Below are 22,849 nucleotides of genomic sequence, written 5' to 3' on the forward strand. Positions count from 1 at the left end.
CGCCAGAACCGTCACCGAACCCGTGGTCGGCACCGCGAGCGTCGCGACCCTCGCGTCGGGTTGCAGCGTGGCCGCATCGTACCCGCTCCCGTCGGCGATGACGACCAGCTTGGCGACGCCGAGCGTCCGCGTCGCCTGCCGGGTGAGCGTCACGTCGACACGCGTACTGGAGGTCGCCCACGATTCGGTCCGGCTGACCGACGCGAACACCTCCGACTGCTGGATAGCCGGGGCATCGACCGAGAGGTCCGTCGTGAGACAGCCGCCGAGCAGGGGGAGACCGACCGCGGCGAGACCGCCGACGAGACGGCGGCGAGAGAGGACACTGGGCATGGCGGAATGCGACGACAGCCACACAGAAGGGAGACCGGCCTAATCGCCGGCTGACGGGTCGGTCGTCAGTGCTCGCCGGTCGTCAGCGACCGGAGGATGTCACCGTACGCCGGCCGGGTGATGAGCACTCCGATGAGCACGCCGAGGATGGTCACGATGGCGAACCCGCGCAGGTCACCGAGCGAGAGCACCGCCAGCGGCGACATCGCGATGATGGTCGTCGCCGCGGCCGCGCCGATGACCCAGAACGCCTTGCGGAAGCGGGACTGGAACACCCGTGAGGAGGTCGCCCCACCTTCGGCCATCACCTCGTCGGCGATGATGATGAGGTCGTCCACCCCGGTCCCGATGACCGCGATGAACCCGGCGATGTGCGAGAGGTCGAGCGGGAGACGCACCGCCGCGACGAAGCCGAGCAACAGCACGACCTCGGCGAGCGCCGTGAGTATCATCGGCAGTGCGACCTTCGGCTCACCGTAGCGCAGGTAGACCACGCCGCTGACCGCCAGCACCGCGACGATACCGGTCAGCAGCGAGTTCAGCTTGAAGCGCTCGGCGAGCGCCGGTTCGAGCGAGAACACCTGGGACTCCTCGAAGTCGAGGGGTGCACGGAGCGACCCGGCCTGGAGGTCGACGGAGACCTCGCGGGCCTCGGCGCGCGAGCCCGTGGTCATGACGAACCGTGGGTCATCGGCGAAGTCGCCCGACTCGATGCTGTTGGCGAGGCTCGGGGCGACCGAGAACGTACTCGTCACGTTCCCCTCGGAGACGAGCACCAGACAGTGTCCGGCGTCGTTACGGGAGTCACCGCCACACTCGGGCGAACCGGCACCGGACCCGGTGAACCCGTTGTCCACCATGACGTTGGTGAACCGGCCGGCGGCCTGCTGGTTCAGGACGACCGGAACCTGCCAGGTACCACGGTCGTTCTGTTCGGGCGCGCCGACGCTCTTCAGGTCCTCGTAGGTGATGACGGGCTGTTCCTCCATCGTCCCGTTCTCGCCCGGATAGCGGGCGTAGACGGTGACGACACCACGGTCACTGATGAGATTGCGCAGCTCGTCGGGGTCCTGGTTCGGTGCCTCGATGACGATGTAGTTCGTCCCGTCGACGGTCGTCGCCGTCGTCACCGACCCCGCCGTGAGCCCGGTCGCCTCGAGCTTCCGGTTCAGGACGTCGGTGATCTGGTTGCGGGTGGACTCGGTGACGCCGTCGCGCACGTCGTCGGTGGTCACCCGCCCGCCCTCCGCGGACTGGATGCCGGCGTCGTTGAGCGCGGAGACGAACTCCGTCCGGTTGACGGAGTCGGTGAACACCTCTGCGGTGCCCGCCTCGGGGCGGAGGTAGACGTCACGCAGTTCGACGCCGAGGTCGTTGGCGATCTGCTGGCGAGCCGCGCTGATCTGGCTCGAATCCTCGAAGCCGCCGTAGCTCACGGGCTCTGCGGTCATCCCGACCACGGGGGCGCGGATGCGCGTCCCGCCGTCGAGTTCGAGGCCGTACTGGAGGTTGGTCGGCCCGGTCGACCCGGCGATGAGGCCGGGGGTGAACAGTATCGTCCCGCTCCCGACGAGCAGGAGGGCGAGGACGACGACGCGCCAGTTCTCGCGGAGGTTCATTCCGGCGTCACCTCCCCGAGCTTGTACCAGCGAAGCAGGCTGAGATTGAGCATGTACGTGTTGACGAGGTCGGTCGCGAGACCGAGGACGAGCACCAGGCCGATGGAGGCCATCAGCTCGATGCCGAACAGCGTCGCGACGACGGTCATCACGGCCATCGCGGCGATGGACGTGACGGTCATCGTGACACCAGTCTCCATCGCGCGGTGGACGCTGTCGTAGAACCCACCGGAGCGACGGAGGACGTGGTTGTTCAGCAGGATGTCGGAGTCCACCGAGTACCCGATGAGCATCAGGAGCGCGGCGACGGTCCCCAGCGAGAGCTTGATGCCGAGGAGGTTCATCGCCGCCAGCGGGATGACGATGTCCGAGAACGCCGAGATGACGATGGCGATGGAGGGGACGAACGAGCGGAAGAAGACGAACGCGAGGATGCTCATGCCGAGGAACGCGGCGAACAGGCCCTGTGCCGCGGTCGTCCGGGCGCTGCTCCCGAAGCTCGGCGAGGTCGTCTGACGGGCCTGGACGAGCTCACACTCGTCGGGGTTCGAACAGGTCGCTTGCAGGTTCGCCTGCGCCTGGTCGGCCAGTTCCTGTCCGTCGGTCTCGGGGCCGAACGTCAGGATGTAGGTCGGCTCCGTGATGGACGGGCCCTGGACCCGTTGTTTCGAGACGATGTCCGCCTCGAACGCTGTGTCGAGTTCGCTTCGTGGCGTGTCTGTCTGTACCGTGAGTTCGGTGCCACCGGTGAAGTCGGTGCTCAACCCGACCGGTGTCCCGAACACGACGTACCACCCGAGAATGACCACCAGAGCGACAGCGAGTAACGCGAGGGGGACTGCCGCCAGCTGGCGGTTCGAGTACGGGGTGTAGTCTATCTCCGGTACCTCGAACTTGCTCATGGACGCCGGTCCGGTATCGGCCCACCTAAGCCTTCTTATCTCCCCGTCCAGTCGTGTAGAATCGGCGCACCCGCGGGGGAGGCTTTTGCGTCGGCAGGTCGTAGGTTCCGGTATGAGTCAGTACGCCAGCCGAGTCGTCCTGTCGTACCCGGCCGACCTCTCCGACTGGAGCCGCGACCAGGTCGCCACCTCCCACTTCAAGGCGTGGCTGCGCCGGACCCGAGAGACCGCCGCCGTCGGCGACATCTGGGAGGAGTTCGTCGACGTGGGCTGCTGTGGCAGCACCTACGACGTGCCCCTCCGCGTCGAGACGGTCGAGGGTGGCGACGAGATGGGACCGGACACCGACATCGAGTACACGGTCAGAGAGCAATGCGGCCTCGAGGGCGGCTGGAAGGTCCAGAGTCAGGCCGGGCCGGCGACCGAGTGACGGAAGAACGAACGACTCAGTCCGGCAGGTACCGCACGTTCAACACGCCCTCTTCCACCGAGCGCCGGACCTCGACGCGAATCGCGTTCACCCGCGCCGCCCGGGCGATCGTCTCGGGGTCCTCCAGGACGTCTGCTGCGGCCTGTTCGGTCTGCTCCGGCGGCACCGAGAGCACGTGAATCTCCCCGGTGCCGGCGCGCGGGACGCGCTCGATGTCCCCAGTCTCTAGCTCTTCGGCGATGTCCATCGCCTGCGTCGTCGGCGAGAGGTCGCTGTCGACCAGCTCGACGGTGTGGCAGTAGTCCTCCTCGACGACCTCCCAGACGACCTCCATCGGGGGGACGGGTGCGATGGTCGCGCCCACCACCTGGTGGCGCTCGTAGCCGTCGTTCTCGCCGAGGGTGTGAATCTGGCCGGTGTCCACGTCGCGCAGGACGGCCGAGCCCTCGTCGGCTTCGGTCACGAGGAACGTCGCGGTCTTCTCGCTCATGTCCCGAGGCTAGCGGTCAGGCCTTTTCCGGGTTTCGTCGTCGGCCCAGCAGGAGCATCACCACGCCGACCAGTGCCGGCGGGAGCGGGCTGGAGAGCGGCGGCATCGCGTACAGGAGGCTGACGACGGGTGCGAAGAGGCCGCTGGGAGCGGGCCGGGTGACGGTCTCGCCGTCGAGGGTGAACTCTGGCGGCATGGAGATGACGAGCGCGAGGTAGAGCGAGAGCAGGAACAGGAAGCCCGTCACGGCCATCAGCAGGTCGTAGCGCGTGTCGCTCCCGACCCGGCGGTGCCGCCGGGCGACGAACAGCACCGGGGCGAGGATGGGCGCGACCACGAGCAGCCCGAAGAAGATGTAGAACGCCCGAAGGAAGGTGAACGTCCCCCGACCGACCCGAGCGTGTTCGCCACCTGGACGGCCAGGGCCGCCCCGAAGTAGAACGTGAGGACGACGCCGAGCAGCCCGCCGACCACCGCGTACAGCTTGAACAGCCGCGACTCGCTCTGGCGGAGGGCGTACGGGAACGCCCCGAACACGCCGTCGTAGGTCTCCTCGGCCTCGTCGGTCATCGCCCTGACTTGGGACGAGAGGGCCAAAAGCGGCGCGGTCCAGCGCCGATAGCACACCGCAGACGCGGCCCTTGCACCAGTCATCAGCAGCGTTTTGTCGCTGCCACGAGCGAGTCCCCGTATGTACGTCGACATCGGCAACGCGCTGGCCGAGGAGGCCTCCCCGGGCATCTCTCGGGACGCACTGGAGCGCCTGGACACACAGGTCGCGCAAGCCCACGAGCGCATCGCGGACGGGATCGCGAACCACGAGCACGGCTACGCCGCGCTCGACCTGCCCCAGACGGTCGACACTGCCGCCATCGAGAACGCGGTCGCGCCCTTCGACGACAGCGAGGCGGTCCTGAACGTCGGTATCGGCGGGAGCGCGCTCGGCGCGGCGACCATCGCGGACGCCCTCGACAGCGACGTCGACGCCTACTTCCTCGACAACGTGGACCCGGAGCACGTCTCCGCCCTGCTCGCCGACCTGCCCCTCGAGAAGACGACCGTGAACGTCGTCTCCCGGTCGGGCACCACCGCCGAGACGCTCGCGAACTTCCTCGTCGTGCAGGACGCGATGGAGTCCGCAGGTGTGGACTGGACCGACCGGACCTTCGTCACGACCGGCGAGTCCGGCCCCCTCCGGACGCTCTCGGACCGCCACGACCTCCCGTCGCTCCCGGTCCCCGACGGCGTCCCGGGCCGGTTCTCCGCGCTCTCGACCGTCGGACTGGCCTGTGCAGCCATCCAGGGCCACGACCTCGACGAACTCGTCGCTGGGGCCGCCGAGCAGCAGGCGAAGCTCTCGGGCTCGCTGTTCGACTCGCCCGCCTACGCCTACGGTGCCATCTCCTACGCCCTCGACGTCCGGGGCGCGTCGGTGAACGCGATGATGCCCTACGCCGAATCCCTCGAGACCTATTCCGAATGGTTCGCCCAGCTCTGGGCCGAAAGCCTCGGGAAAGATGGCCTCGGCCAGACGCCCGCCCGGGCGCTCGGCGCGACCGACCAGCACTCCCAGCTCCAGCTCTATCGCGCCGGCCCCCGTGACAAGCTGGTGACCCTCGTCCGGCCCCGCGAGTACGACGACACCGAGATTCCGGAGACCGAGTTCGACGACCTGGCCTACCTCGGCGGGAAGGGCCTGGGGACCCTCCTCGACGCCGAGTTCGAGGCCACCGAGGCCAGCCTCTCCGCGGCGGGCCGCCCGAACGTCCGGGTCGAACTCGACCGCGTGGACGAGCGCGGCGTCGGCTCGCTGCTGTACGGGATGGAGGCCGCCTGCGTCATGGCGGGCGAACTCTACGGTGTCGACACCTTCGTCCAGCCGGCGGTCGAGTGGGGCAAGAAGGCCGCCCGCGGCCTGCTCGGCGGCGGTGACTTCGAGGAGGCCGACGCGGTGGCCGAGAAGACCGAGCTGCTCGTCGAGTAACGGCGGCCCGTTTTCGCGGCCGGTTCCACCGTGCGCAGCCTATTCACCATAGCAGAGAGCCTATAGTTCTCCGTTCGCTACCTCCGGTATGGACGATTCGCTCGTCGACCGCACCGGCTCGCCCTCGCCCTCCCCGCCATCGAAGGTGACGGCGGCCATGACCGCGAAGACCGTGTTGCGGTTCGCGCTGCTCGGGTTCGCCTCCCTCCCGGTCCTCGTCGTGTACCAGCTGGTCCTCTACATGGGAGCAGTCCTGGTCTTCGGCCAGTTCGAGCCGACCGGGCCGAAGGGGCAGATAATCTCGGTCCTCAGCCTCGGCCTGGGGACGCTCACGCTCGCCATCGCCTATCTGAAGTACTCAGACCGGGACTGGTCGTTCGTCGACCTGCGGGTCCCGACGCTCCGTGACGTGGGCTGGGCCGTCGGTGGGTTCGTCATCCTGCTCCTGGGATTCATCGCCATCACCTCCCTCATCAACGTCCTGGGGCTCTCGACCGCCCAGCACAGCACCGCCCAGCAGGCACAGCAGGGCGACCCCGCGCTGTTGCTCCCGCTCATCCCCCTCTCGCTGCTCATCATCGGCCCGGGCGAGGAGCTGCTCTACCGCAACGTCATCCAGAAGTCGCTGTACACGCACTTCAGCAAGGTCGGTGCGGTCGCCGTCGCCAGCGCCATCTTCGCGCTGGTCCACATCCCGGCCTACGCGACCGGCAGTGGTCCCGCCGCACTGGCGTCCTCGCTCGCGGTCATCTTCGTGCTCGCGCTCGTGCTCGGCGGCGTGTACGCCCGGACCGAGAACGTCCTCGTGCCGGCGTTCATCCACGGAGCGTACAACGCGCTGGCGTTCGCCAGCAGCTACGTCGACCTGACGAACAACGCCGTCGAGAGCGCGTTCGTCACCCTGTTCGCGCTCGTGTGACGATTCAGCCCGTCTTACGGCTGTCTGACGAACCTTTTTCGATATCCCCGTTGTAGCTTGCCTCGTATGACGAAGCGGTACTCCATCGTCTGCGGTGAGGACATGAGCGAGCGGGTCGACGCGCTCGCACAAGAGTTCGACCTCACCGAACAGGCGGTGCTCCGGCAACTCATCGAACGGGGCCTCGAACAGGTCGAAAAGTAGGGGCGAGGGGTACTAGTTCGAGGGGTTCTTCCGCGAGAGCGCGCTCCCGCAGATCGGGCAGCGCTCCTTGTTCTCGTCGAACTCGCGACCACAGCCCGCACACTGGAACCGCCAGTCGCGGCGCTCGTCGATGCCGTCGCGAGCGATGACCTCGACGCCGACGTTGAGTTTCTCGGCGACGTTCTGCATGGCGTAGTCGTCGGTGACGAGCGTGCCGTCGAGTTCGAACGTCGCGGCGACCAGCCGGATGTCGGTATCCGAGAGCACGTCGAGGTCGCCCGTCTCCTTGGCGGCCCGCCGGACGCGCTCGGTCGTCTCGGTGTCGGGGATGTGGACGTGCATCCCGGCCCCCTCCATGGCGTCGTACCGGTAGACGCTCTCACCTTCGAGCTCGTCCCGGACCATGGGGATGGTGGCGGTGTCGTTGGACGTGTGGTACTCGTTGATGAACGCGGAAGAGTCGAGAACGTACATTTACCGCTGGACGACGATGTAATCCTTCACTGCCTGCACGTTGTCCACCGGGACCCGGAAGCGCCCGCTCTCGTCACGGTTGTAGTCGATCGCGCGAGTGGGCGTCTCGTCACCGGGTTCGACGACGAGGTCGTCGAGTCGGCCGCTCTTCAGGTCCATCGTGATGTTGTACAGCATCCCAAGTTCCGTCCCGTCAGAGCCCATGACGGACTTCCCCGAGAGGTTCTCCGCGAGTATGTCGGACATACCACTGTCTTCCCAACGGGTGCTAATAAACGCCACGGGGACCACCGCGGGGCGACGCCGGTGCACCGGGCCCGGTCGACCACCGGGCCGAGACGTGTCGACGCCTCACAGGGCCTGACGACCGTGACGATGGAATTAAATGCCGTCCTGAGTACTCTCAGATAAGAACCTTCTAGGGTGTTCGCCATGTCTGATACAGATTCCTCCGAAACCGACACAGCATCCAACACGCTGAGGACACCCATCGTGGCCGTCCTCGGCCACGTGGACCACGGCAAGACCAGCCTTCTCGACAAAATCCGCGGCTCCGCCGTCATCGAGGGTGAGGCCGGGGCCATCACCCAGCACATCGGCGCGACCGCGGTCCCGCTCGAGGTCGTCTCCAAGATGGCCGGGTCGCTCGTCGACCCGGACGACTTCGACCTCCCCGGGCTCCTGTTCATCGACACGCCCGGCCACCACTCGTTCAGCACGCTTCGCTCCCGTGGTGGCGCACTGGCCGACATCGCCGTCCTCGTCGTGGACGTGAACGACGGCTTCCAGCCACAGACTCTGGAGGCCATCGACATCCTGCAGAACACCCAGACCCCCTTCATCGTCGCCGCCAACAAGGTCGACACCGTCCCCGGCTGGAACGCCAACGAGGACGCCCCCATCCAGCAGACCTACGACGCCCAGTCCGACCGCGTCCGGAACGACCTCGACCAGCGGCTCTACTCCATCATCGGCGAACTCTCCGACAACGGCTTCTCCGCGGACATGTACTGGCGCGTGCAGGACTTCCAGAAGAACGTCGGGGTCGTCCCCGTCTCCGCGATGACCGGCGAGGGTATCCCGGACCTCCTCGCCGTCATGATGGGCCTCTCCCAGCGCTACATGAAGGAGGCCATGGCCATCGACGTGACCGGCCCCGGCGTCGGAACCGTCCTCGAGGTCAAGGAGGAGCGCGGCTTCGGGACCACCATCGACCTCGTCCTCTACGACGGCATCATCCGCGAGGACGACACCATCGTCGTCGGCAGCAAGAACGAGCCCATCGTCACCGAGGTGCGCGCCCTCCTGCAGCCGCGCCCGCTCGCCGAGATCCGGACCGAGTCCCGCTTCGAGCGCGTCGACGAGGTGAAAGCGGCCTCCGGTATCAAGGTCGCCGCCCCCGACCTCGACAAGGCGATGTCCGGCGCGCCGGTCCGCGTCGTCGGCGACCGTGACCTCGACGAGGTCGTCGCCGAAGTGGAGGCCGAACTCGCCGAGTTCGCCGTCTCCACCGAGGAGGAAGGCGTCGTCGTCAAGGCCGACACCCTCGGCTCGCTCGAAGCCATGGCGAACGCCCTCGAAGAGGCGGAGATTCCCATCGTCCGCGCCGAGGTCGGCGACATCGCCCCGCGCGACGTGAGCGTCGCCTCGACGGCCGACGACGACCTCCACCGGACCATCCTCGGCTTCAACGTCGACGTGCTGAAAGACGCCGAGAACCGCGCCGACATCGACGACGTGCGCATCTACACGGACGACGTCATCTACCAGCTCATCGAGGAGTACGAGGAGTTCGTCGAGAGCACGAAGCAGGCCCAGCAGGACACCGTCCTGAAGAACATCGCCCGCCCGTGCCGGTTCCAGATCCTCCCCGACCACACCTTCCGCCAGAACAACCCCGCCGTCGTCGGCGTCGAGATCCTCTCGGGGACCCTCCGCAAGAACCAGAACGTCGTGAAGTTCGAGGGGAACGACCCGAAACGCGTCGGCTCCGTCAAGGGTATCCAGGACCAGGGTGAGGACGTCGACGAGGCCCGCGCCGGCAACCGCGTCTCGGTCGCCATCGACGGCCCCACGGTGGGTCGCCAGATCGAGGAGAACGACGAACTCTGGATCGAACTCCCCGAGAAGCACGCGAAGATACTGGAGCAAGAACTCAAAGAGGAGATCCCGATGGACGAGCGCGAAGCACTCTCGTTCTACCTCGAAAAACGCCGCAAGGTCGACCCGTTCTGGGGCAAGTAAGCCCGACGGGCCGACTCGATTTCCGTTCGTCTCATTCCCATCAGTGGGTACGCGACCCCGACAGGTCGACGTGAGTCAGTGCTGTCTCTCCCCCGCTCTGGCTTCCCCCCGGAAGCGATTGCAAGGTTGCGAGCAATCGGGCGGTCGGCGTGCTCCCCCAAGCGGTCGTCGCCGCCCCTACCGCAACCTATCCGCACCTTCCAACCGGAGCCACATCGTTTACCGGCTTTCCCAGTACTGCCCTTTATAAAAATACCCTCAAAGTACTGGATAATCATCCAGTTCCACGGTGCTCACAACAACAGCAGCGCGACCGCCAGTGCGTTGCTCACGCCGTGACAGAGCATCGGCACCGCGAGGTTGTGGGTGCGGGCGTACACCGTCCCCCAGACGATGGAGATGGCGAACAGCTGGGCGAGCGCCATCCCGACCGCGGCCGGGGTTCCAGAGTACATCGGCAGGTGGGCGATTGCAAACACCGCCGAGCCGACCATCACCGCGCCCGCAGTCGTGAAGGAGCGGTCGAGGTTGCGCTGGATGACGCCCCGGAACATCAGCTCCTCGATGGGCCCGTTGACGAGCAACACGAGCGGGAGGACCGAGAGCAAGAGCCCGGCCCCGCCCAGCGCCGCGTAGGAGACCAGCGTGTGCTCGGCCACGGGGAGGTCGAAGTACCACGCCATGGCGACGACACCCATCTCGACCGCACCGGTGGCGGCGACACCGGCGATGACGTGCGTGACGTCGGAGTCGGAGAGCCAGTAGACGTCCATCCCGCGGATACCGTCCCCGAATCCCTCCAGGATGAGCACGACGACGAGCAGGTAGCCGAAGTAGCCCGCGACGAACAGCAACACGAGGTCGGTGACGCCGTCGCCCGGCAGGACGACGAGCGCGGCCAGCCCGACCGCCGAGGAGACGAGGGTCCCGATGACCGCGACGCCGACGGCGAGGTGGACCGCAAGGCGGCGCGACCAGCGGACGCGGCCGGGGTCGCGGCCGACGGCCTCGAACGATTCGAGGGCGTAGCGGTAGGAGCCGTCGGTGACGAGTACGAGCAGGCCGAACAGGAAGCCGACGACGAGCAGCAGGTCGAACTCGGCAAGCACCAGCGCCGGTCCGGCCGCGACGAGCACGGTCGTGGCGACGAGGTGGTAGACGATGGCGGTCACCGAGGGCGCGACGCTCTCGACCCGGGCGAACAGCCTGACCGGGGTGTACCGCGGCGCGAGCGTCCCCACACCGAGGGCGAACGCCGCGCTGGCGAGCGTCAGCGCGACCCAGTACCCGCCGACCGCCAGGGCGTCGAGGGGTGCCAGTGGCCCGAGCGCGAGCAGGGTCGTCCCGACGAGCACCAGCGGGACACCGACGAGGACCCCGAGCATCATCCGGGCCCGCAACAGGACGGCCGCTGGCATCGTCGCCAGCAGGAGCTGGGCGAGCATCTCCTCCTCCTCTCCGAGCGGGTTCAGCCCGAACAGCGCGCCGGCGAGCCAGACGCCGAGTAGGACGAACGACGTGCCGACCAGCGTCAACGCGAGCGAGGGATACACCACGACGGGCACCAGCAGCGTCCCGACCGCGAACAGGTAGTAGAAGACGTAGCCGTGGCGGTGCGGGGACCGAACGGCGCGCCACCAGAGCCGGGTCGCGACGCGGCGAGTGGGCGAGGGTGACCTGACCGACTGCGAGCCGATGTGGGTACGGCCGTCGCTCGACAGCGGTGCGTCACCGTACCAGAAACTCGGCGAGAACACGGAGATGACGGTCAGACTGCCCGGGATGGTCAACACGACGGCGACGGCGGCGACGAGGGTCGCGGTCGTCAGCGTCTCGACGGCGGGCGTGCCGACGAACAGCAGGTCGGCGTACCACGAGAGTCGCGAGAGCGGGTCGCCCGCGGGCAGGGTCGCCACCGGAATCGAGACCTGCGCGAGTACCCCACCGGCTCCGGTCCCGGTGGTCGCCGTCGGTGCCGGGCCGTGGACCGCGATGCTGCCTGCGAAGGCGACCAGCCCACCCGCCATAACTGCCGCGGTCACACCCCCGAGCGCGCCCAGGACCGACCGGACCGACGTGGGCAGGGGGACCCGTCGAAGGCCGAGCCGGACCAGCAGCCCGAGTGCGTACCCGAACAGGATGGCCGCGACGAACAGGGTGGCGACGGCGAGCGTCCCGGCGACGGCGAGTATCGGCGAGCCAGCACCGACCGCCACCGCCAGCACGAGGATGGTGGCCGGCGTCAGGAAGACCACGGTCCACTCGAACAGGTCGGCGAGCAACAGGCCGCGAACGAGCGTCCGCACCGGGACCGCCGTCAGCATCATCTCTCTCGCATCGAGCGACAGCACCCGCCGCCCGGCCTGGATGGCCCCGAGGACGACGACGAACACGACGACGCCCGGCAGGTAGTACCGGGCCGCGCTGACCGTGGTCGGGTCACCGGCCGCGAGCGACCGGCCGACCGCCATGGCTGCCTGCACGAACACCACGAACACCGGCGCGAGCAGGACGAGCGCGAGCACCAGCAACGCCTCGTGGTGGCGACTCCCGATGTAGCGCCGGCCGTTGCGCTGGACCTCGGCGCTCGCGATGCGCCAGGCGACGTTCGCCCGCGGCCAGCGCGCGCTCATCCCGCGGCCTCCGCCCGCCCGCCAGCGCCGCCCCCGGCGCGGGACCCAGCCCGGCTCATACCGACACCTCCGACTGGTCGGCCGTCAGGTCGAGGAACACCCGCTCCAGCGAGCGCTCACCGTCGGCGACGCGCTGGGTCAACTCCGCGGGCGTGCCCTCGGCGACCAGCTTCCCGAGGTGGAGTACCCCGACAACGTCCGCCAGCTCCTCGACGACCGACAGGGCGTGCGAGGAGAGGAACACCGTCGTCCCGCCGTCGGCGAGCCCGTCGATGAGGTCGAGTACCTCACGGGCCGCCCGCGGGTCCAGCCCGCTCGTCGGCTCGTCGAGGAACAGCACTTTGGGCTCGTGCAACATCGCCTGCACCAGCCCGACCTTCTGGCGCGTCCCTCGCGAGTAGGACTCGATGCGCTCGTCGGCCACGTCCGCCAGTCCGACCTGGTCGAGCAGCGTGTCGATGCGGGTCGCCGCCGCCTCGGGCTCCAGCTGGCGCAGGTCCGCCACGAACCCCAGTTGCTCGCGTGCCGTGAACTCGTCGTACAGCGGCGGCTCGTCGGGCAGATAGCCCACGTGGGGCTTGACGCCCTCACGGTCGGCGATGGAGACCCCGACGATGGCCGCCGTCCCCGCCGTGGGTGGCACCAGCGTCGTCAGCATCCCCATCGTCGTCGTCTTCCCCGCCCCGTTCGGCCCGAGGAACCCGTAGACGGTCCCCCGTGGTACGGCGAGGTCGAGCCCCTCGACGGCGACGACCGGCCCGTACACTTTCCGCAGTCCGGACGCCGTTATCGCCAGTTGCTCCTCGCCCCGTCTCATACACAGAGAATGGTCTCCCGGGGAAATAGTCCATATGCTCCTACAGGTTGCTACGCGGGAGTTAGGATACCGAGAACGCGACCTTACCCCGAAGTGAATCGGTGCGCCGAGAGGTCGGTGGGAGCCGGGTGACCCGGCCTATCGCGCCGTAGGGGTGACGGAGTCCTGAATCGCCTGCTTGACCTGCAGGGCCGCCGAGGCGGCCAGCCCGCGGGCGACCTCCGCTTGCTCGTCCGGGTCGATGAGGTACTCGCCCTCGACGTCGTCGATGTCCGGCGTGAACCCGGCACTGACGGGGTGGCCCGCCGGCGGCCGAACGGCCACCGTCGCCTGCGGCCCGCTGATGCCCTGTGTCACGTCGCCGTTGACGACGTACTCGCTCGGGAGGAACTCCCGGGTGCGTGCCGCGATAGCCGTCACGTCGCGGCGCAGGGCCCGCGTCTGGTCGGGGGAGAGTTCCGGCACGTCCACGTCTGCGCGTTTCCCGGCCTGCGTACTGCCCGGGAGTCCGGCATACGGATTGTTTCCGTTCATAAAAACTCGCTACCGTCCGTAGTGGTAGAACGGATAAAAAGGGTTCGGCTACTGCAATCCCGACTCAGAGCAGCGGGTCGCTGCCGCCGTACACCGCCAGCACGACCGCCGTCGTGTAGGTTCCGGGCTCGACCGCGGCGCTCTCGACCTTCACGTGTGGCTCCCCGAACTCCCAGTCGCGAAGCGCCTGTCCGGCCGCCAGCCCGCGCCGGACGCGCTCGTCCACGTCCGCCTCGTCGGTGTCACCGGATGCCTCGTAGAACAGGCCACCTTCGGGTGACTGCGCCCAGCCAAGCCCCGCGCTGACGTGCCCCGGTTCCGTGGTCGTCGCCCGCGCCTGCACGACCGTCAGTCGCTCCCCGACCGGGCCGAGGTCGGGTGCCGTGCCGACGACCTCGACCTCGGCGTCCTGTGGAATCACGGAGGAGACGGCGACGAGGTTGTAGTTCTCCACGCCAGCCTCGGCGAGCGCCGCGTCGTAGGACGACATCTCGGTCGGGCCGGTCGCCTGGCCCCAGACGATGCGAATCGGCTCCATACCCGGTGAGAATCGGTGCGTCGAAAAGGGGGTTGCGATTGCGCGGTCGGTGTGTCCCGGCCCCGGCAGTCCCGGTCAGTAGTGGTACGTCGCGTGCCCGGCCGACGGGACGTAGTCGCTGCCGTCATCGCGTTCGATCTTGTCGAGCGCCTCGGTGAAGTCCACCTCGCGGACCTCGGTGCGGCCCTCGCGGATGGCGAACATCCCGGCCTCGGTGCAGACGCTCTCGATCTCGGCACCGGAGTAGCCGCCCGTGCGGTCGGCGAGCGCCCCGAAGTCCACGTCGTCGGCGACGTTCATGTTCCGCGTGTGGATGGCGAAGATCTGCTCGCGGCCCTCGCCGTTCGGCTCGGGCACCTCGATGAGACGGTCGAACCGGCCCGGGCGCAGGATGGCGCGGTCGAGCATGTCGTAGCGGTTCGTCGCCGCGATGATACGGATGTTCCCACGCGCCTCGAAGCCGTCCATCTCGGAGAGCAGCTGCATCATCGTCCGCTGGACCTCGGCGTCGCCGGAGGTCTTCGACTCCGTGCGCTTACTCGCGATGGCGTCGATCTCGTCGATGAAGATGATTGCCGGTTCGCGCTCGGTCGCGAGCTCGAACAGGTCACGGACCAGCCGGGAGCCCTCGCCGATGAACTTGCGGACGAGCTCGGAGCCCGCCATCTTGATGAACGTCGCGTCGGTCTCGTTGGCGACCGCCTTCGCCAGCATCGTCTTCCCGGTGCCCGGCGGCCCGTAGAGCAGGACGCCCGACGGCGGGTCGATGCCGACCGCCTCGAACTTCTCGGGGTCGATGAGCGGCTCCTCGACGGCCTCGCGCACCTCGCGCACCTGCTCGTCGATGCCACCGATGTCCTCGTACACCACGTCGGGACTGGCGTCGACCTCCATCGCCTGCGCCCGCGCGTCGGTCTCGTTGGCGAGGATGGTCTGGATAGAGAACGAATCGTTCACGGCCACGCGGTCGCCGGCCTGCAGTTCCTCGGCCATGCGACGCGAGACGTCGGTCAGCACCTCCTGGTTGTTACCGTGCTGTTTCACCACCGCTTCCTGGTCCTCCTCTTCGAGCTCTTCGACGGTCGCGATGTACAGCGAGGACGTCTTCAGCGCCTCGTTCTCGCGTTCCGTCTGGTCGACCTCCTCTTTGAGGTCTTCACGACGGCCGTGGGCCGATTCGAGCTGGGAGGAGAGCTGCTCGTGCACCTGCGAGACGTCGGCGAGGTGCTTCTTGAGAGCCATCAGACGCTCGTCGTCCGACATCTCCGGGTCGAGGTCGAGCCGGGGGCGGTCGGGCAACGAAGGACTCCGGGACATGAGTTATCGGTCGTATGCGTGGCGCGTAAAATAGCCTTTGGGTTGGGGAGAGTGTGCTGTCCAAAAGGTTGATTTTCGTCGGTCTGCTGGAGGTGTGGGTCGACGGTCGTTGGGTCCAGCAACCGGGCGGGAAGGCGGTGGATATTCCCCCTCGAACCCCGGCCATCCGGGCGGCGCGCGCTGGCGAGCGTGGCGAGTGAGGCGACGCAGTCGCCTCGACAGCGAACGGGGAGGAACGACCCGTGAGCGAGTGAGACCGCGAGCCAGCGTCGTGCGAGGGACGACCGGAGTGCAACGGAGGGAGTCGGCTGGGGAGGGCGTGGTGTGGAGCGGTGCGGTGGCGGTCCCACTTTCATCGGCGCGAGCACGCTGCTCGTCGCCACCAGTACCAGCAATCGAATCGGGCAAGAATCAAACCGCGAAACCCGGAAAGCCAGCCCTGTTGTTACCCTCAGCAGTTGACACAGGTGTCGTGCAAAATACAGAAGATACAGTCAGAACCCGACTTTCGTTCGTTTCGGCGTCTGTTCGCCGAATGCGCTGACAGACTGAGACTGCGAGTGAACCGCCGATGTTCCTGACAGTCTCGTTTGGTCCTCTCAGTACCGTGCTGAATAGAGGGCGCGAGTCGGTCACCGAACCTGCCTCACTCAATCGTTGCGTGCAGGTGAGACACTTAGCGTTCGGAGCTGTCTGCAGACCGTCCGCTTGGTACCCCGAACCCAGTAGCAGAAGCGGACAAACGTGTGTGGTGGTGTTTACTCGTCGGGGGCGTGTGGGCGACTTCGACTCTACTCGTTCTCTCCCTACATTACGAGTTGTGCCGTCGCGAGATCCCGCTCTGAGGCCCCGAAGAATCCCTTCGTGAATCCTCCACCGAACATCGCGTCGACGAGAGTGTCGCCTGTCCCGGGGGCTTCCTCCCGGTCCACGACAGTGGCGAAGCGGAGGGTGCGGGAGTCCCCCGTTGTGGGGTCGAACGTCAGGTCCCACCGGTTCCGCCTCGTCGAGCGGTCGGTACCTAAGTAAAGATTCGAGTCGGCGTCACCATCGGCAGCCGGAACAACGTCACCAGAGTGGGAGACGAGCGTACCGGAGCGCCAGCTGTGTTCGACCGTCAGAGAGGCAGTTTCCCACTCGGTCCCCGCCTCGTAGTTCGACCCTGGAATAAGTCGATACTTGGTGACGAGGGCGTAGCGGCCGGTCGATTCGAGGTCGAGAACCGACGCGAACTGTCGAACGGTCCCGTACGTTTCGCTTCCCGCCGTCGTCGTGTCGGTGGCCACGACGGGACTGTTCCGTTCATCCGTCGAAGCTACCGGCTCCTGTGCGTAGGTGGCCGGTGGAAGGGAGGGCTCGTCGGCGACCCTGGCTGTGGCCCCGAGCACGCCGACGGCCCCGGCGCTGATGGCCAGTCCGAGGATGGTTCGGCGCTGCATCGTTCAGAGGAAACTCCTCCGCGATAGAATACCTGTTGATACTATGCAAGGGCGAACCCCCCGTATCGAATAGGCCGGGAGAGAGGACGTGCTCGGCGCGCAATCGTGCAGTATCCGATCTGAGTCGAATGTAACGCAGTTGGTGTGCTGAACTCACCCTCTGTATGCAGTACGCAGGTTCTGGCAGCAGCTGGGAATGTTCTTGCGGCGCTGCTGAATGCAGGGCGCATATGTGTCAGTACGAGAAGCGTGTGTCCGTAAGAGAACAATCTCCTTGACGACCATCACGTATTAGTTGCTCATCAGTAATTTTCGAACGAATGGTCTCCCGCGAACATCAAATATTCATTCTGTTCGGAGTTCTCACAATTGGGGCACTCATCGCAATTCATCTGTTTACCGATTCACCAATGTGGGTGAGGATTCTCGTGATTATCGTCGGTGGAGGTATCCTACCTCGTCTCGTTCGGGATGCGGTTACTACGTAAGGAAACACATCCCTTCTAGCGGGTGAGTCTGCTGCGTACACCCTCTGTATTCAGCACGACACTTCTGTCAATGTTGGTTCAGAACTCTGAGTGAAGCGACAGACACAGCACTCTATATTCAGCACGCCACTTCTGACAAACTTGATTCAGAAAAGTGGGTGAAGCGACAGACCGAGACCTCTGAATCAATCGTTCCCCAGCTGGCCAGTGGTCGGTACCCGATTCGTGCTCTGTCTCTCGCACCGCTATCACAACCTGCGCTGGACCGCCCGGTGCTCACAGACCCAGGCCAGTACTGTACTCCAGCGTCCCGAATCCGGTCCCCAGCGACTCGCTGTCGATCGGCGTCCCACCGACGCGTCCGGCGAGGCCGGTCATCCGGAACATGAACTCGTTGTAACTCCAGTGCGACGCGAGCCGACCACCGAGTCTCGGCCGGTCGAGCCAGTTCCGCGCATGGCCGTAGGTCCGGGCGACGAACCGCACGTAATCGCCCGCCTCGTTCTCGACGCGAACGTCGAAGTCGGGGTGCTCGCCGCTACCCAGCAGTGGTTCGACGGTCATCCTGTCGAACTCGACGTGCCCTTCCTTCGTGCCCCAGTTCCAGAACCCGTTCTGTCGAAGGGGTATCGTCAGGCGTTCGAGTCTGTCCGAGGAGAAGAACTTGTAGCCCCGTCGGAACACGTGTGGCCCGATGAACGGGATCAACACGGAGAACGAGGTCCCGTCCGGGAATATCGCCCAGATCCACTTCCAGGGCATCAGCGGCATGTCGAAACACACGCGCTGGAAGTAACACGAGCCGGACAGCGTCTCGGGGCCGTCGGGCAGGTCGAACTCCCCTTCGAACTCCATCTGCCGCCAGGCCACGACCTCGGCACCACCCAGTGGTGTGTCGATATCCAGCGAGTGGTGTGGTGCGGTCATCTTCGAGTCGAGGTCGCCCCACGCCTCGAACTCCGCCTCGGCGTCGTCACCGATGACGTGGGCTCGCAGCCCGAGGCGGTCCGAGAGCGCTGAAATCTCGCTTCCGCGTCTGGTTCCGTCCTCGCGGTCTGCCCAGGCGTCGAGACGCTGGTCCTCGCGGGAGAGCACCGCTTCGGCTGGTTGCCTGACTACGTGGTCGTGGACCTGGTCCTCGTCGCCGGCCCAGCCGACCGTCGTCGCGTTGAATCTGTCCACACCGTCGGCGACGGGGCGGTCGGCGTCCATTCCGTTGGGCGGGAGGTCGTTCACACGTGACTCGTCACCCACACAGGCAGCTATCGAGAACATGAGCTGTCTCGGACCGTACCCCTCCTCGCCCTCCGGGAACAGGATGAAGAACCACCAGGACGAGGACGTTCCGTTCTGTCGCTCGGGGTTCTGCCACCATATCTTCTCGAAAACACGCCGGTGTTCGGCGAGGGTCCTGTCGGCGAACGCGTCGGTCATTGGCTTACCTCCTGCTGGGGCGCTCAAATAAGCCGTGCATCGGTGCTGGGATTCCATCGATTATTCGGGCGGCTCGATGCAATGGTCGAAACACGCGAACGAACCGCAAGCCCAGCGAAAACCGGACAGAAAGCGAACCCGCAAGCGAACCCGATTAAATCAGTTCGGCCATCTCGTCGAGGTACTCGCCGTACACGTCGAGTGCGGCCTGCACGGGTTCTTTGGTGCCCATGTCGACACCGGCACCCTGCAGCAGTTCGAGCGGGTACTCCCGCGAACCCTTCGAGAGGAAGTTCAGGTAGTCGTCTGCGGCCTCGTCGTCGTCGGGGTCGAGGATCTTCTGGCTGAGCGCGACGGCGGCCGAGATACCAGTTGCATACTGGTACACGTAGAACGAATAATAGAAGTGGGGAATCCGCATCCACTCCCGTTCGATGTGCTCGTCGACGTTCGCGGGTTCGTAGAACTCGCGCTTGAGGTCGCCGTACACCTGGTCGACCGCGTCGGGGGTGAGCGCCTCGCCCTCCTCGACGAGCTTGTGGGTCTGGTGCTCGAAGTCCGCGAACATGGTCTGGCGGTACAGCGTCGACCGGAAGCGCTCGAGGTACTCGTTGAGGACGTGGCGGCGGAACGTCTCGTCCTCGACGGTGTCCAGCAGGTGCTGGGTGAGCAGCGCCTCGTTGACCGTGCTGGCCACCTCGGCCACGAAGATCTCGTAGCCGGAGTAGACGTAGGGCTGTTCCTGCTTGGTGTACTGGCTGTGCATGGAGTGTCCCAGCTCGTGGGCCAGCGTGAACATGCTCGAGATGTCGTCCTGCCAGTTCATCAGGATGAACGGCTGGGTGTCGTAGGTGCCGCCGGAGTACGCGCCCGACTGCTTGCCCTTGTTCTCGTACACGTCGACCCAGCGGGAGTCGAGACCTTCCTGGACGCGCTCCTGGTACTCTTCGCCGAGTGCACCGAGGGCTTCGACGGTCCACTCACACGCCTGCTCGTAGGAGATGTCGGGGCTCTCGGTCTCGGTCATCGGCATGTAGAGGTCCCACATCTCGACCTGGTCGACGCCGAGGGCCTCACCCTTCAACTCGGTGTGCCGGTGGAGCTTGTCGAGGTTCTCGCGGACCGATTCGAGGAGGTTGTCGTACACCTCGACCGGGACGTTGGGGCCGTCGAGGGCGGCCTCGCGGGCGGTGTCGTAGTAGCGGGCCTGTGCGGTCTTCACGTCGGCCTTCACCGCGTTCTTGTACGCCGCGGCGACCGTGTTTCGCACGTCCGCCCAGTCCTCGTAGAAGGACTCGTGGACGGTCTGGCGGAACTCGCGGTCCTGGTTCTTGAGCAGGGTGGTGAAGTTGTTCTGGGTGATCTGGACCGAACTCCCGTCGGGCTTCTCGACGGTGGGGAACTCCATGTCGGCGTTGGCGAGCATGTTGTACACCTCGCTCGTGCCGCCGGTGACCTCACTGAGTTCTGCGAGCAGCTCCTCGACCTCGGCCGAGCGCGTGTGTTCTTTCATCCGGAGCACGTCGTCGAGGTAGTGCTCGTAGGTTTCCAGGCCCTCGGTCGACTCGACCATCGCCGATATCTCCTCGCGGGTGGCGGACTGGATCTCGGGGTCGATGAACGACGCGGCGCTGGAGGCGTCGGAGGAGAGCGACTGCGCACGGGCGGTGAACGCCTGGTACTGCTGGTTCGTGGTGTCCTCGTCCTTGCGCATGCGGGCGTAGGAGTACACCATGGACACCTCGCGCATGATATCGTCGCGGAGCTGGAGGACCGAATAGAGCGTCTCGCCGTCGTCGGTGACCTGCCCCTCGTACTGCTCGAGGTCGTCGAGTCGTGACTGCACCGTCTCGAACGCCTCCTCCCACTCCTCGTCTGTCGCGTAGATAGACTCGAGGTCCCACGTGTACTCGGTGTCTATCTCGGACCGTTCGGGGACTGAACTCATGGCACTGGCTTCGAATCGAAACGAGGTAAGCCTTGCCAACCAGCGTCCGCTGCGGGTCGGCGAGAACGGGATCTGTCGCAAGGGTCAGGCGATGGGAGAAGCGGACCGAGCCCGGGAGCGCCGACGTGGCACGATGCCAGGTCGACCGCGTGAGACCCGCTCGCGGCGGTGTCGGGTGGGAGCGGTCCAAGCGCGAATGGTTCGCTGTGGGGTGAGGGGGTGCCTCTGGGTGCCAGTGGGGTGATGGGTGGGTGTTCGGGAGTTCGTCCCGCGGTGGGATGACGCTCGGTCAGGAGTTCTCGAACCAGGACCGGATTCCACATTCCGGGCAGCTGAGGGTGTCGACGGTGGGCTCGTCGGACTCGAAGCTGGTCCCGCAGACCCGACAGTCGTAGTGGTAGTGGCGCTCCTCGGACTCGGACTCGAACGCGGTCTTCAGGGACTGGAGTACGGTCATCATGCCACGTTTCTCCATGGTCGCTCGGGGAGTATGAACCCCTGAATCCGTTCGCGAAGTTCATGCTCTCTCACTGGATTGTCCGCCCCTGTTGCGCTCTGTTTCATCGGAGCGAACGCCCGGTAGAAACTATCTACGCAGCGAATCTCCGTCCCGACAGTTCCATACGTTCCCCCGACAGTTTCGGTTTTCCCAGTCGGTTCATGCGTCTCACACCCAAGGTTTTCCCCCCACCCCACCCACCACCAGGTATGACCGATATCGATGCGGTGCTCGGGCGGCTCTGGCGCGACGAGACCCCCTGGCAGTTCCTGACCGCACTCTGTGAACTCGAGGACCGACTCGCGGGACATCCCGGGGAGGCCCGGGCCGCGGCCCTCGTCGTCGACGCGTTCGCGGACGCTGGCGTCGCGACCCTCACGCACGAGACCTCGCCGATCACCCGCTGGTCACGAGGCCACACCGAGTTCGCGGTCACCGACCCGGTCGAACGCACCTTCGAGGCGGTCGCGCTCCCGTACTCGCCCGCGGGCGAGACGAACGCCCGACTGGTCGACGTTGGCCACGGAACACCGGCCGAGATAGCGGCGGCAGACCTCGACGGCGCGGTCGCGCTCGCGAGCACCACGACCCCCAGCGACCAGCGGTTCGTCCACCGCATGGAGAAGTACGGGCACGCAGCAGAGGCGGGTGCCGACGCGTTCGTCTTCGCGAACCACAAGCCCGGCCAGTTGCCGCCGACCGGCTCGCTCCGGTTCGACGAGGAGGGTGCCATCCCGGGCGTCGGCGTCTCCTACGAGACGGGCGAGTGGCTCGGGGAGTACGCCGAGCGCGACGGCTCGGTCCGCCTGTCGGTCGACGCGAGCACGGATGCGGGCGAAACCCACGTCGTCCACGGGACCCTGGGCCCCGACACCGACGAGGAGATTCTGGTGCTGGCGCACTTCGACGCCCACGACGTGGGGGAGGGCGCGCTCGACAACGGCTGTGGCATCGCTGTCGTCGTCGCGCTGGCCCGGGCACTCGCCGCCGTCGACCTCGACTGTCGAGTGCGTGTCGCCGGCGTCGGTGGCGAGGAGGTCGGCCTGCTCGGGAGCGAGGCGCTGGCGGAGCGTCTCGACACCGACCGCATCCGCGCCGTGGTCAACGTCGACGGGGCGGGCCGCCACCGCGACCTCGTGGCCTACACCCACGCACACCCGGAGCTGGAGACGGTCGCCGCCGAGCTCGCCGACCGGACCGACCGCCCGGTCCACGTACGGCCCGACCCACACCCATGGAGCGACCACTGGCCGTTCTTGCGCGCTGGTGTGCCATCCTTGCAACTCCACTCCGAGAGTGGCGAGCGTGGCCGCGGCGTGACGCACACGCGAGCCGACACGAGAGACAAGGCAGATTCCCGAACGTTACGGGAACACGCCATGCTCACCTGCTTACTTGTACGTTCCCTGGCGTGTAGAAACTTCAGTCGCCTGGGGACTGAATCGCTCCACGACGCGCTCCGGGAGCAGTCGTTCGAACCGGGGATGCGGGCCGCGGGTATCTGGCCCGAGTAAGGTGGTTTCTGGTTGGTTACGTTACTGAGCCACAGACACTAACCTACCGACCCCTCATAGACTTTCTACGAATCTCCTCAAGGTTTTTA

The 22,849-nt window shown here is 66.5% G+C and carries 23 protein-coding genes; 6 read left to right on the forward strand and 17 right to left on the reverse strand.

All coding sequences use genetic code 11. From position 1 onward, the window contains the following. The 3 genes from N6C22_RS00005 to secF all read right to left on the reverse strand — a co-directional run. Positions 1–333, reverse strand: a 333-nt coding sequence (locus N6C22_RS00005; protein WP_261648451.1) for a hypothetical protein, incomplete at its 3' end; no start/stop codon positions are given. Between the two features lie 65 nt (positions 334–398). Further along, complete coding sequence (locus N6C22_RS00010) at positions 399–1,952, reverse strand: preprotein translocase subunit SecD (protein ID WP_261648453.1); 1,554 nt, start codon at positions 1,950–1,952, stop codon at positions 399–401. Further along, the gene (gene secF, locus N6C22_RS00015; protein WP_261648454.1) at positions 1,949–2,854 is read right to left on the reverse strand and encodes a protein translocase subunit SecF; all 906 of its coding nucleotides are present in this window, start codon (positions 2,852–2,854) and stop codon (positions 1,949–1,951) included. Before secF ends, N6C22_RS00010 begins: the two co-directional genes overlap by 4 nt. A 112-nt stretch (positions 2,855–2,966) precedes the next feature. Here secF and N6C22_RS00020 point away from each other — a divergent pair, with 112 nt between their 5' ends. Beyond that, complete coding sequence (locus tag N6C22_RS00020) at positions 2,967–3,284, forward strand: hypothetical protein (protein ID WP_261648455.1); 318 nt, start codon at positions 2,967–2,969, stop codon at positions 3,282–3,284. A gap of 16 nt (positions 3,285–3,300) precedes the next feature. Here the strand turns inward: N6C22_RS00020 and N6C22_RS00025 are convergent, their stop codons facing one another. The 3 genes from N6C22_RS00025 to N6C22_RS00035 are packed head-to-tail and all read right to left on the reverse strand — an operon-like array spanning position 3,301 to position 4,344. After that, on the reverse strand, positions 3,301–3,774 hold the full coding sequence (locus tag N6C22_RS00025) for a DUF5812 family protein (RefSeq protein ID WP_261648457.1): 474 nt from the start codon (positions 3,772–3,774) through the stop codon (positions 3,301–3,303). A 16-nt stretch (positions 3,775–3,790) separates the two neighbouring features. After that, a complete protein-coding gene (locus N6C22_RS00030; RefSeq protein ID WP_261648459.1) occupies positions 3,791–4,027 on the reverse strand; it encodes a hypothetical protein in 237 nt (78 codons plus the stop codon). Beyond that, positions 4,027–4,344: a hypothetical protein gene (locus N6C22_RS00035; protein ID WP_261648461.1), complete on the reverse strand. Its 318-nt coding sequence runs from the start codon at positions 4,342–4,344 to the stop codon at positions 4,027–4,029. The genes N6C22_RS00030 and N6C22_RS00035 overlap by 1 nt, the downstream gene beginning before the upstream one ends. Positions 4,345–4,465: 121 nt before the next feature. On the opposite strand from N6C22_RS00035, the gene N6C22_RS00040 reads away from it, so the two are divergent. The 3 genes from N6C22_RS00040 (at position 4,466) to N6C22_RS00050 (ending at position 6,881) form a co-directional block, all read left to right on the forward strand. Further along, a complete protein-coding gene (locus tag N6C22_RS00040; protein ID WP_261648463.1) occupies positions 4,466–5,758 on the forward strand; it encodes a glucose-6-phosphate isomerase in 1,293 nt (430 codons plus the stop codon). Between the two features lie 88 nt (positions 5,759–5,846). Beyond that, positions 5,847–6,677 carry a CPBP family intramembrane glutamic endopeptidase gene (locus N6C22_RS00045; protein ID WP_261648464.1) on the forward strand — a complete coding sequence of 277 codons (831 nt, stop codon included), beginning with the start codon at positions 5,847–5,849 and terminating at the stop codon, positions 6,675–6,677. 66 nt (positions 6,678–6,743) lie between these two features. Continuing rightward, positions 6,744–6,881 (forward strand): CopG family transcriptional regulator, encoded by a 138-nt coding sequence (locus tag N6C22_RS00050; protein WP_261648466.1) that lies wholly within the window; start codon positions 6,744–6,746, stop codon positions 6,879–6,881. Between the two features lie 12 nt (positions 6,882–6,893). On the opposite strand, the gene N6C22_RS00055 is transcribed toward N6C22_RS00050, so the two are convergent. Both N6C22_RS00055 and N6C22_RS00060 read right to left on the reverse strand, forming a co-directional pair. After that, on the reverse strand, positions 6,894–7,355 hold the full coding sequence (locus N6C22_RS00055) for an NOB1 family endonuclease (protein WP_261648467.1): 462 nt from the start codon (positions 7,353–7,355) through the stop codon (positions 6,894–6,896). Beyond that, entirely contained in the window at positions 7,356–7,601 is a 246-nt protein-coding gene (locus N6C22_RS00060; protein WP_261648468.1) for a PRC-barrel domain-containing protein, read from the reverse strand. Positions 7,602–7,787: 186 nt separating this feature from the next. On the opposite strand from N6C22_RS00060, the gene infB reads away from it, so the two are divergent. Beyond that, positions 7,788–9,599: a translation initiation factor IF-2 gene (gene infB / locus N6C22_RS00065; protein WP_261648469.1), complete on the forward strand. Its 1,812-nt coding sequence runs from the start codon at positions 7,788–7,790 to the stop codon at positions 9,597–9,599. 293 nt (positions 9,600–9,892) lie between these two features. On the opposite strand, the gene N6C22_RS00070 is transcribed toward infB, so the two are convergent. The 9 genes from N6C22_RS00070 to N6C22_RS00110 form a co-directional block, all read right to left on the reverse strand. Next, positions 9,893–12,232 carry a type II CAAX endopeptidase family protein gene (locus N6C22_RS00070; RefSeq protein ID WP_261648471.1) on the reverse strand — a complete coding sequence of 780 codons (2,340 nt, stop codon included), beginning with the start codon at positions 12,230–12,232 and terminating at the stop codon, positions 9,893–9,895. A 55-nt stretch (positions 12,233–12,287) separates the two neighbouring features. Further along, complete coding sequence (locus N6C22_RS00075) at positions 12,288–13,049, reverse strand: ABC transporter ATP-binding protein (protein WP_261648473.1); 762 nt, start codon at positions 13,047–13,049, stop codon at positions 12,288–12,290. Between the two features lie 138 nt (positions 13,050–13,187). Beyond that, positions 13,188–13,583 (reverse strand): DUF5811 family protein, encoded by a 396-nt coding sequence (locus tag N6C22_RS00080; protein WP_261648474.1) that lies wholly within the window; start codon positions 13,581–13,583, stop codon positions 13,188–13,190. 64 nt (positions 13,584–13,647) lie between these two features. Further along, positions 13,648–14,121, reverse strand: a complete 474-nt coding sequence (locus N6C22_RS00085) for a pyruvoyl-dependent arginine decarboxylase (protein ID WP_261648475.1) — start codon at positions 14,119–14,121, stop codon at positions 13,648–13,650. Between the two features lie 75 nt (positions 14,122–14,196). Beyond that, complete coding sequence (locus N6C22_RS00090) at positions 14,197–15,438, reverse strand: proteasome-activating nucleotidase (protein WP_261648477.1); 1,242 nt, start codon at positions 15,436–15,438, stop codon at positions 14,197–14,199. 806 nt (positions 15,439–16,244) lie between these two features. Beyond that, a complete protein-coding gene (locus N6C22_RS00095; RefSeq protein WP_261648478.1) occupies positions 16,245–16,877 on the reverse strand; it encodes a hypothetical protein in 633 nt (210 codons plus the stop codon). Between the two features lie 764 nt (positions 16,878–17,641). Then, positions 17,642–18,799, reverse strand: a complete 1,158-nt coding sequence (locus N6C22_RS00100; RefSeq protein WP_261648480.1) for a hypothetical protein — start codon at positions 18,797–18,799, stop codon at positions 17,642–17,644. Positions 18,800–18,953: 154 nt separating this feature from the next. After that, entirely contained in the window at positions 18,954–20,747 is a 1,794-nt protein-coding gene (gene pepF, locus N6C22_RS00105; protein WP_261648482.1) for an oligoendopeptidase F, read from the reverse strand. A 289-nt stretch (positions 20,748–21,036) separates the two neighbouring features. Then, positions 21,037–21,222 (reverse strand): endonuclease Q family protein, encoded by a 186-nt coding sequence (locus N6C22_RS00110; RefSeq protein ID WP_261648484.1) that lies wholly within the window; start codon positions 21,220–21,222, stop codon positions 21,037–21,039. A 233-nt stretch (positions 21,223–21,455) separates the two neighbouring features. Between N6C22_RS00110 and N6C22_RS00115 the strand changes: the two genes are divergently transcribed. After that, the gene (locus N6C22_RS00115) at positions 21,456–22,760 is read left to right on the forward strand and encodes a M28 family metallopeptidase (RefSeq protein WP_261648485.1); all 1,305 of its coding nucleotides are present in this window, start codon (positions 21,456–21,458) and stop codon (positions 22,758–22,760) included. Positions 22,761–22,849: the final 89 nt, after the last annotated feature.

This window comes from Haloarchaeobius sp. HME9146 (genome assembly GCF_025399835.1).
Taxonomy (GTDB): Archaea; Halobacteriota; Halobacteria; order Halobacteriales; family Natrialbaceae; genus Haloarchaeobius.

What these genes read in the sequence shown, in the direction of transcription:
- N6C22_RS00010 (WP_261648453.1), bottom strand. Translation starts at nt 1,952, where the DNA reads ATGAACCTCCGCGAGAACTGGCGCGTCGTCGTCCTCGCCCTCCTGCTC.
- secF (WP_261648454.1), bottom strand. Translation starts at nt 2,854, where the DNA reads ATGAGCAAGTTCGAGGTACCGGAGATAGACTACACCCCGTACTCGAAC.
- N6C22_RS00020 (WP_261648455.1), top strand. Translation starts at nt 2,967, where the DNA reads ATGAGTCAGTACGCCAGCCGAGTCGTCCTGTCGTACCCGGCCGACCTC.
- N6C22_RS00025 (WP_261648457.1), bottom strand. Translation starts at nt 3,774, where the DNA reads ATGAGCGAGAAGACCGCGACGTTCCTCGTGACCGAAGCCGACGAGGGC.
- N6C22_RS00030 (WP_261648459.1), bottom strand. Translation starts at nt 4,027, where the DNA reads ATGGCCGTGACGGGCTTCCTGTTCCTGCTCTCGCTCTACCTCGCGCTC.
- N6C22_RS00035 (WP_261648461.1), bottom strand. Translation starts at nt 4,344, where the DNA reads ATGACCGACGAGGCCGAGGAGACCTACGACGGCGTGTTCGGGGCGTTC.
- N6C22_RS00040 (WP_261648463.1), top strand. Translation starts at nt 4,466, where the DNA reads ATGTACGTCGACATCGGCAACGCGCTGGCCGAGGAGGCCTCCCCGGGC.
- N6C22_RS00045 (WP_261648464.1), top strand. Translation starts at nt 5,847, where the DNA reads ATGGACGATTCGCTCGTCGACCGCACCGGCTCGCCCTCGCCCTCCCCG.
- N6C22_RS00050 (WP_261648466.1), top strand. Translation starts at nt 6,744, where the DNA reads ATGACGAAGCGGTACTCCATCGTCTGCGGTGAGGACATGAGCGAGCGG.
- N6C22_RS00055 (WP_261648467.1), bottom strand. Translation starts at nt 7,355, where the DNA reads ATGTACGTTCTCGACTCTTCCGCGTTCATCAACGAGTACCACACGTCC.
- N6C22_RS00060 (WP_261648468.1), bottom strand. Translation starts at nt 7,601, where the DNA reads ATGTCCGACATACTCGCGGAGAACCTCTCGGGGAAGTCCGTCATGGGC.
- infB (WP_261648469.1), top strand. Translation starts at nt 7,788, where the DNA reads ATGTCTGATACAGATTCCTCCGAAACCGACACAGCATCCAACACGCTG.
- N6C22_RS00070 (WP_261648471.1), bottom strand. Translation starts at nt 12,232, where the DNA reads ATGAGCGCGCGCTGGCCGCGGGCGAACGTCGCCTGGCGCATCGCGAGC.
- N6C22_RS00075 (WP_261648473.1), bottom strand. Translation starts at nt 13,049, where the DNA reads ATGAGACGGGGCGAGGAGCAACTGGCGATAACGGCGTCCGGACTGCGG.
- N6C22_RS00080 (WP_261648474.1), bottom strand. Translation starts at nt 13,583, where the DNA reads ATGAACGGAAACAATCCGTATGCCGGACTCCCGGGCAGTACGCAGGCC.
- N6C22_RS00085 (WP_261648475.1), bottom strand. Translation starts at nt 14,121, where the DNA reads ATGGAGCCGATTCGCATCGTCTGGGGCCAGGCGACCGGCCCGACCGAG.
- N6C22_RS00090 (WP_261648477.1), bottom strand. Translation starts at nt 15,438, where the DNA reads ATGTCCCGGAGTCCTTCGTTGCCCGACCGCCCCCGGCTCGACCTCGAC.
- N6C22_RS00095 (WP_261648478.1), bottom strand. Translation starts at nt 16,877, where the DNA reads ATGCAGCGCCGAACCATCCTCGGACTGGCCATCAGCGCCGGGGCCGTC.
- N6C22_RS00100 (WP_261648480.1), bottom strand. Translation starts at nt 18,799, where the DNA reads ATGACCGACGCGTTCGCCGACAGGACCCTCGCCGAACACCGGCGTGTT.
- pepF (WP_261648482.1), bottom strand. Translation starts at nt 20,747, where the DNA reads ATGAGTTCAGTCCCCGAACGGTCCGAGATAGACACCGAGTACACGTGG.
- N6C22_RS00110 (WP_261648484.1), bottom strand. Translation starts at nt 21,222, where the DNA reads ATGGAGAAACGTGGCATGATGACCGTACTCCAGTCCCTGAAGACCGCG.
- N6C22_RS00115 (WP_261648485.1), top strand. Translation starts at nt 21,456, where the DNA reads ATGACCGATATCGATGCGGTGCTCGGGCGGCTCTGGCGCGACGAGACC.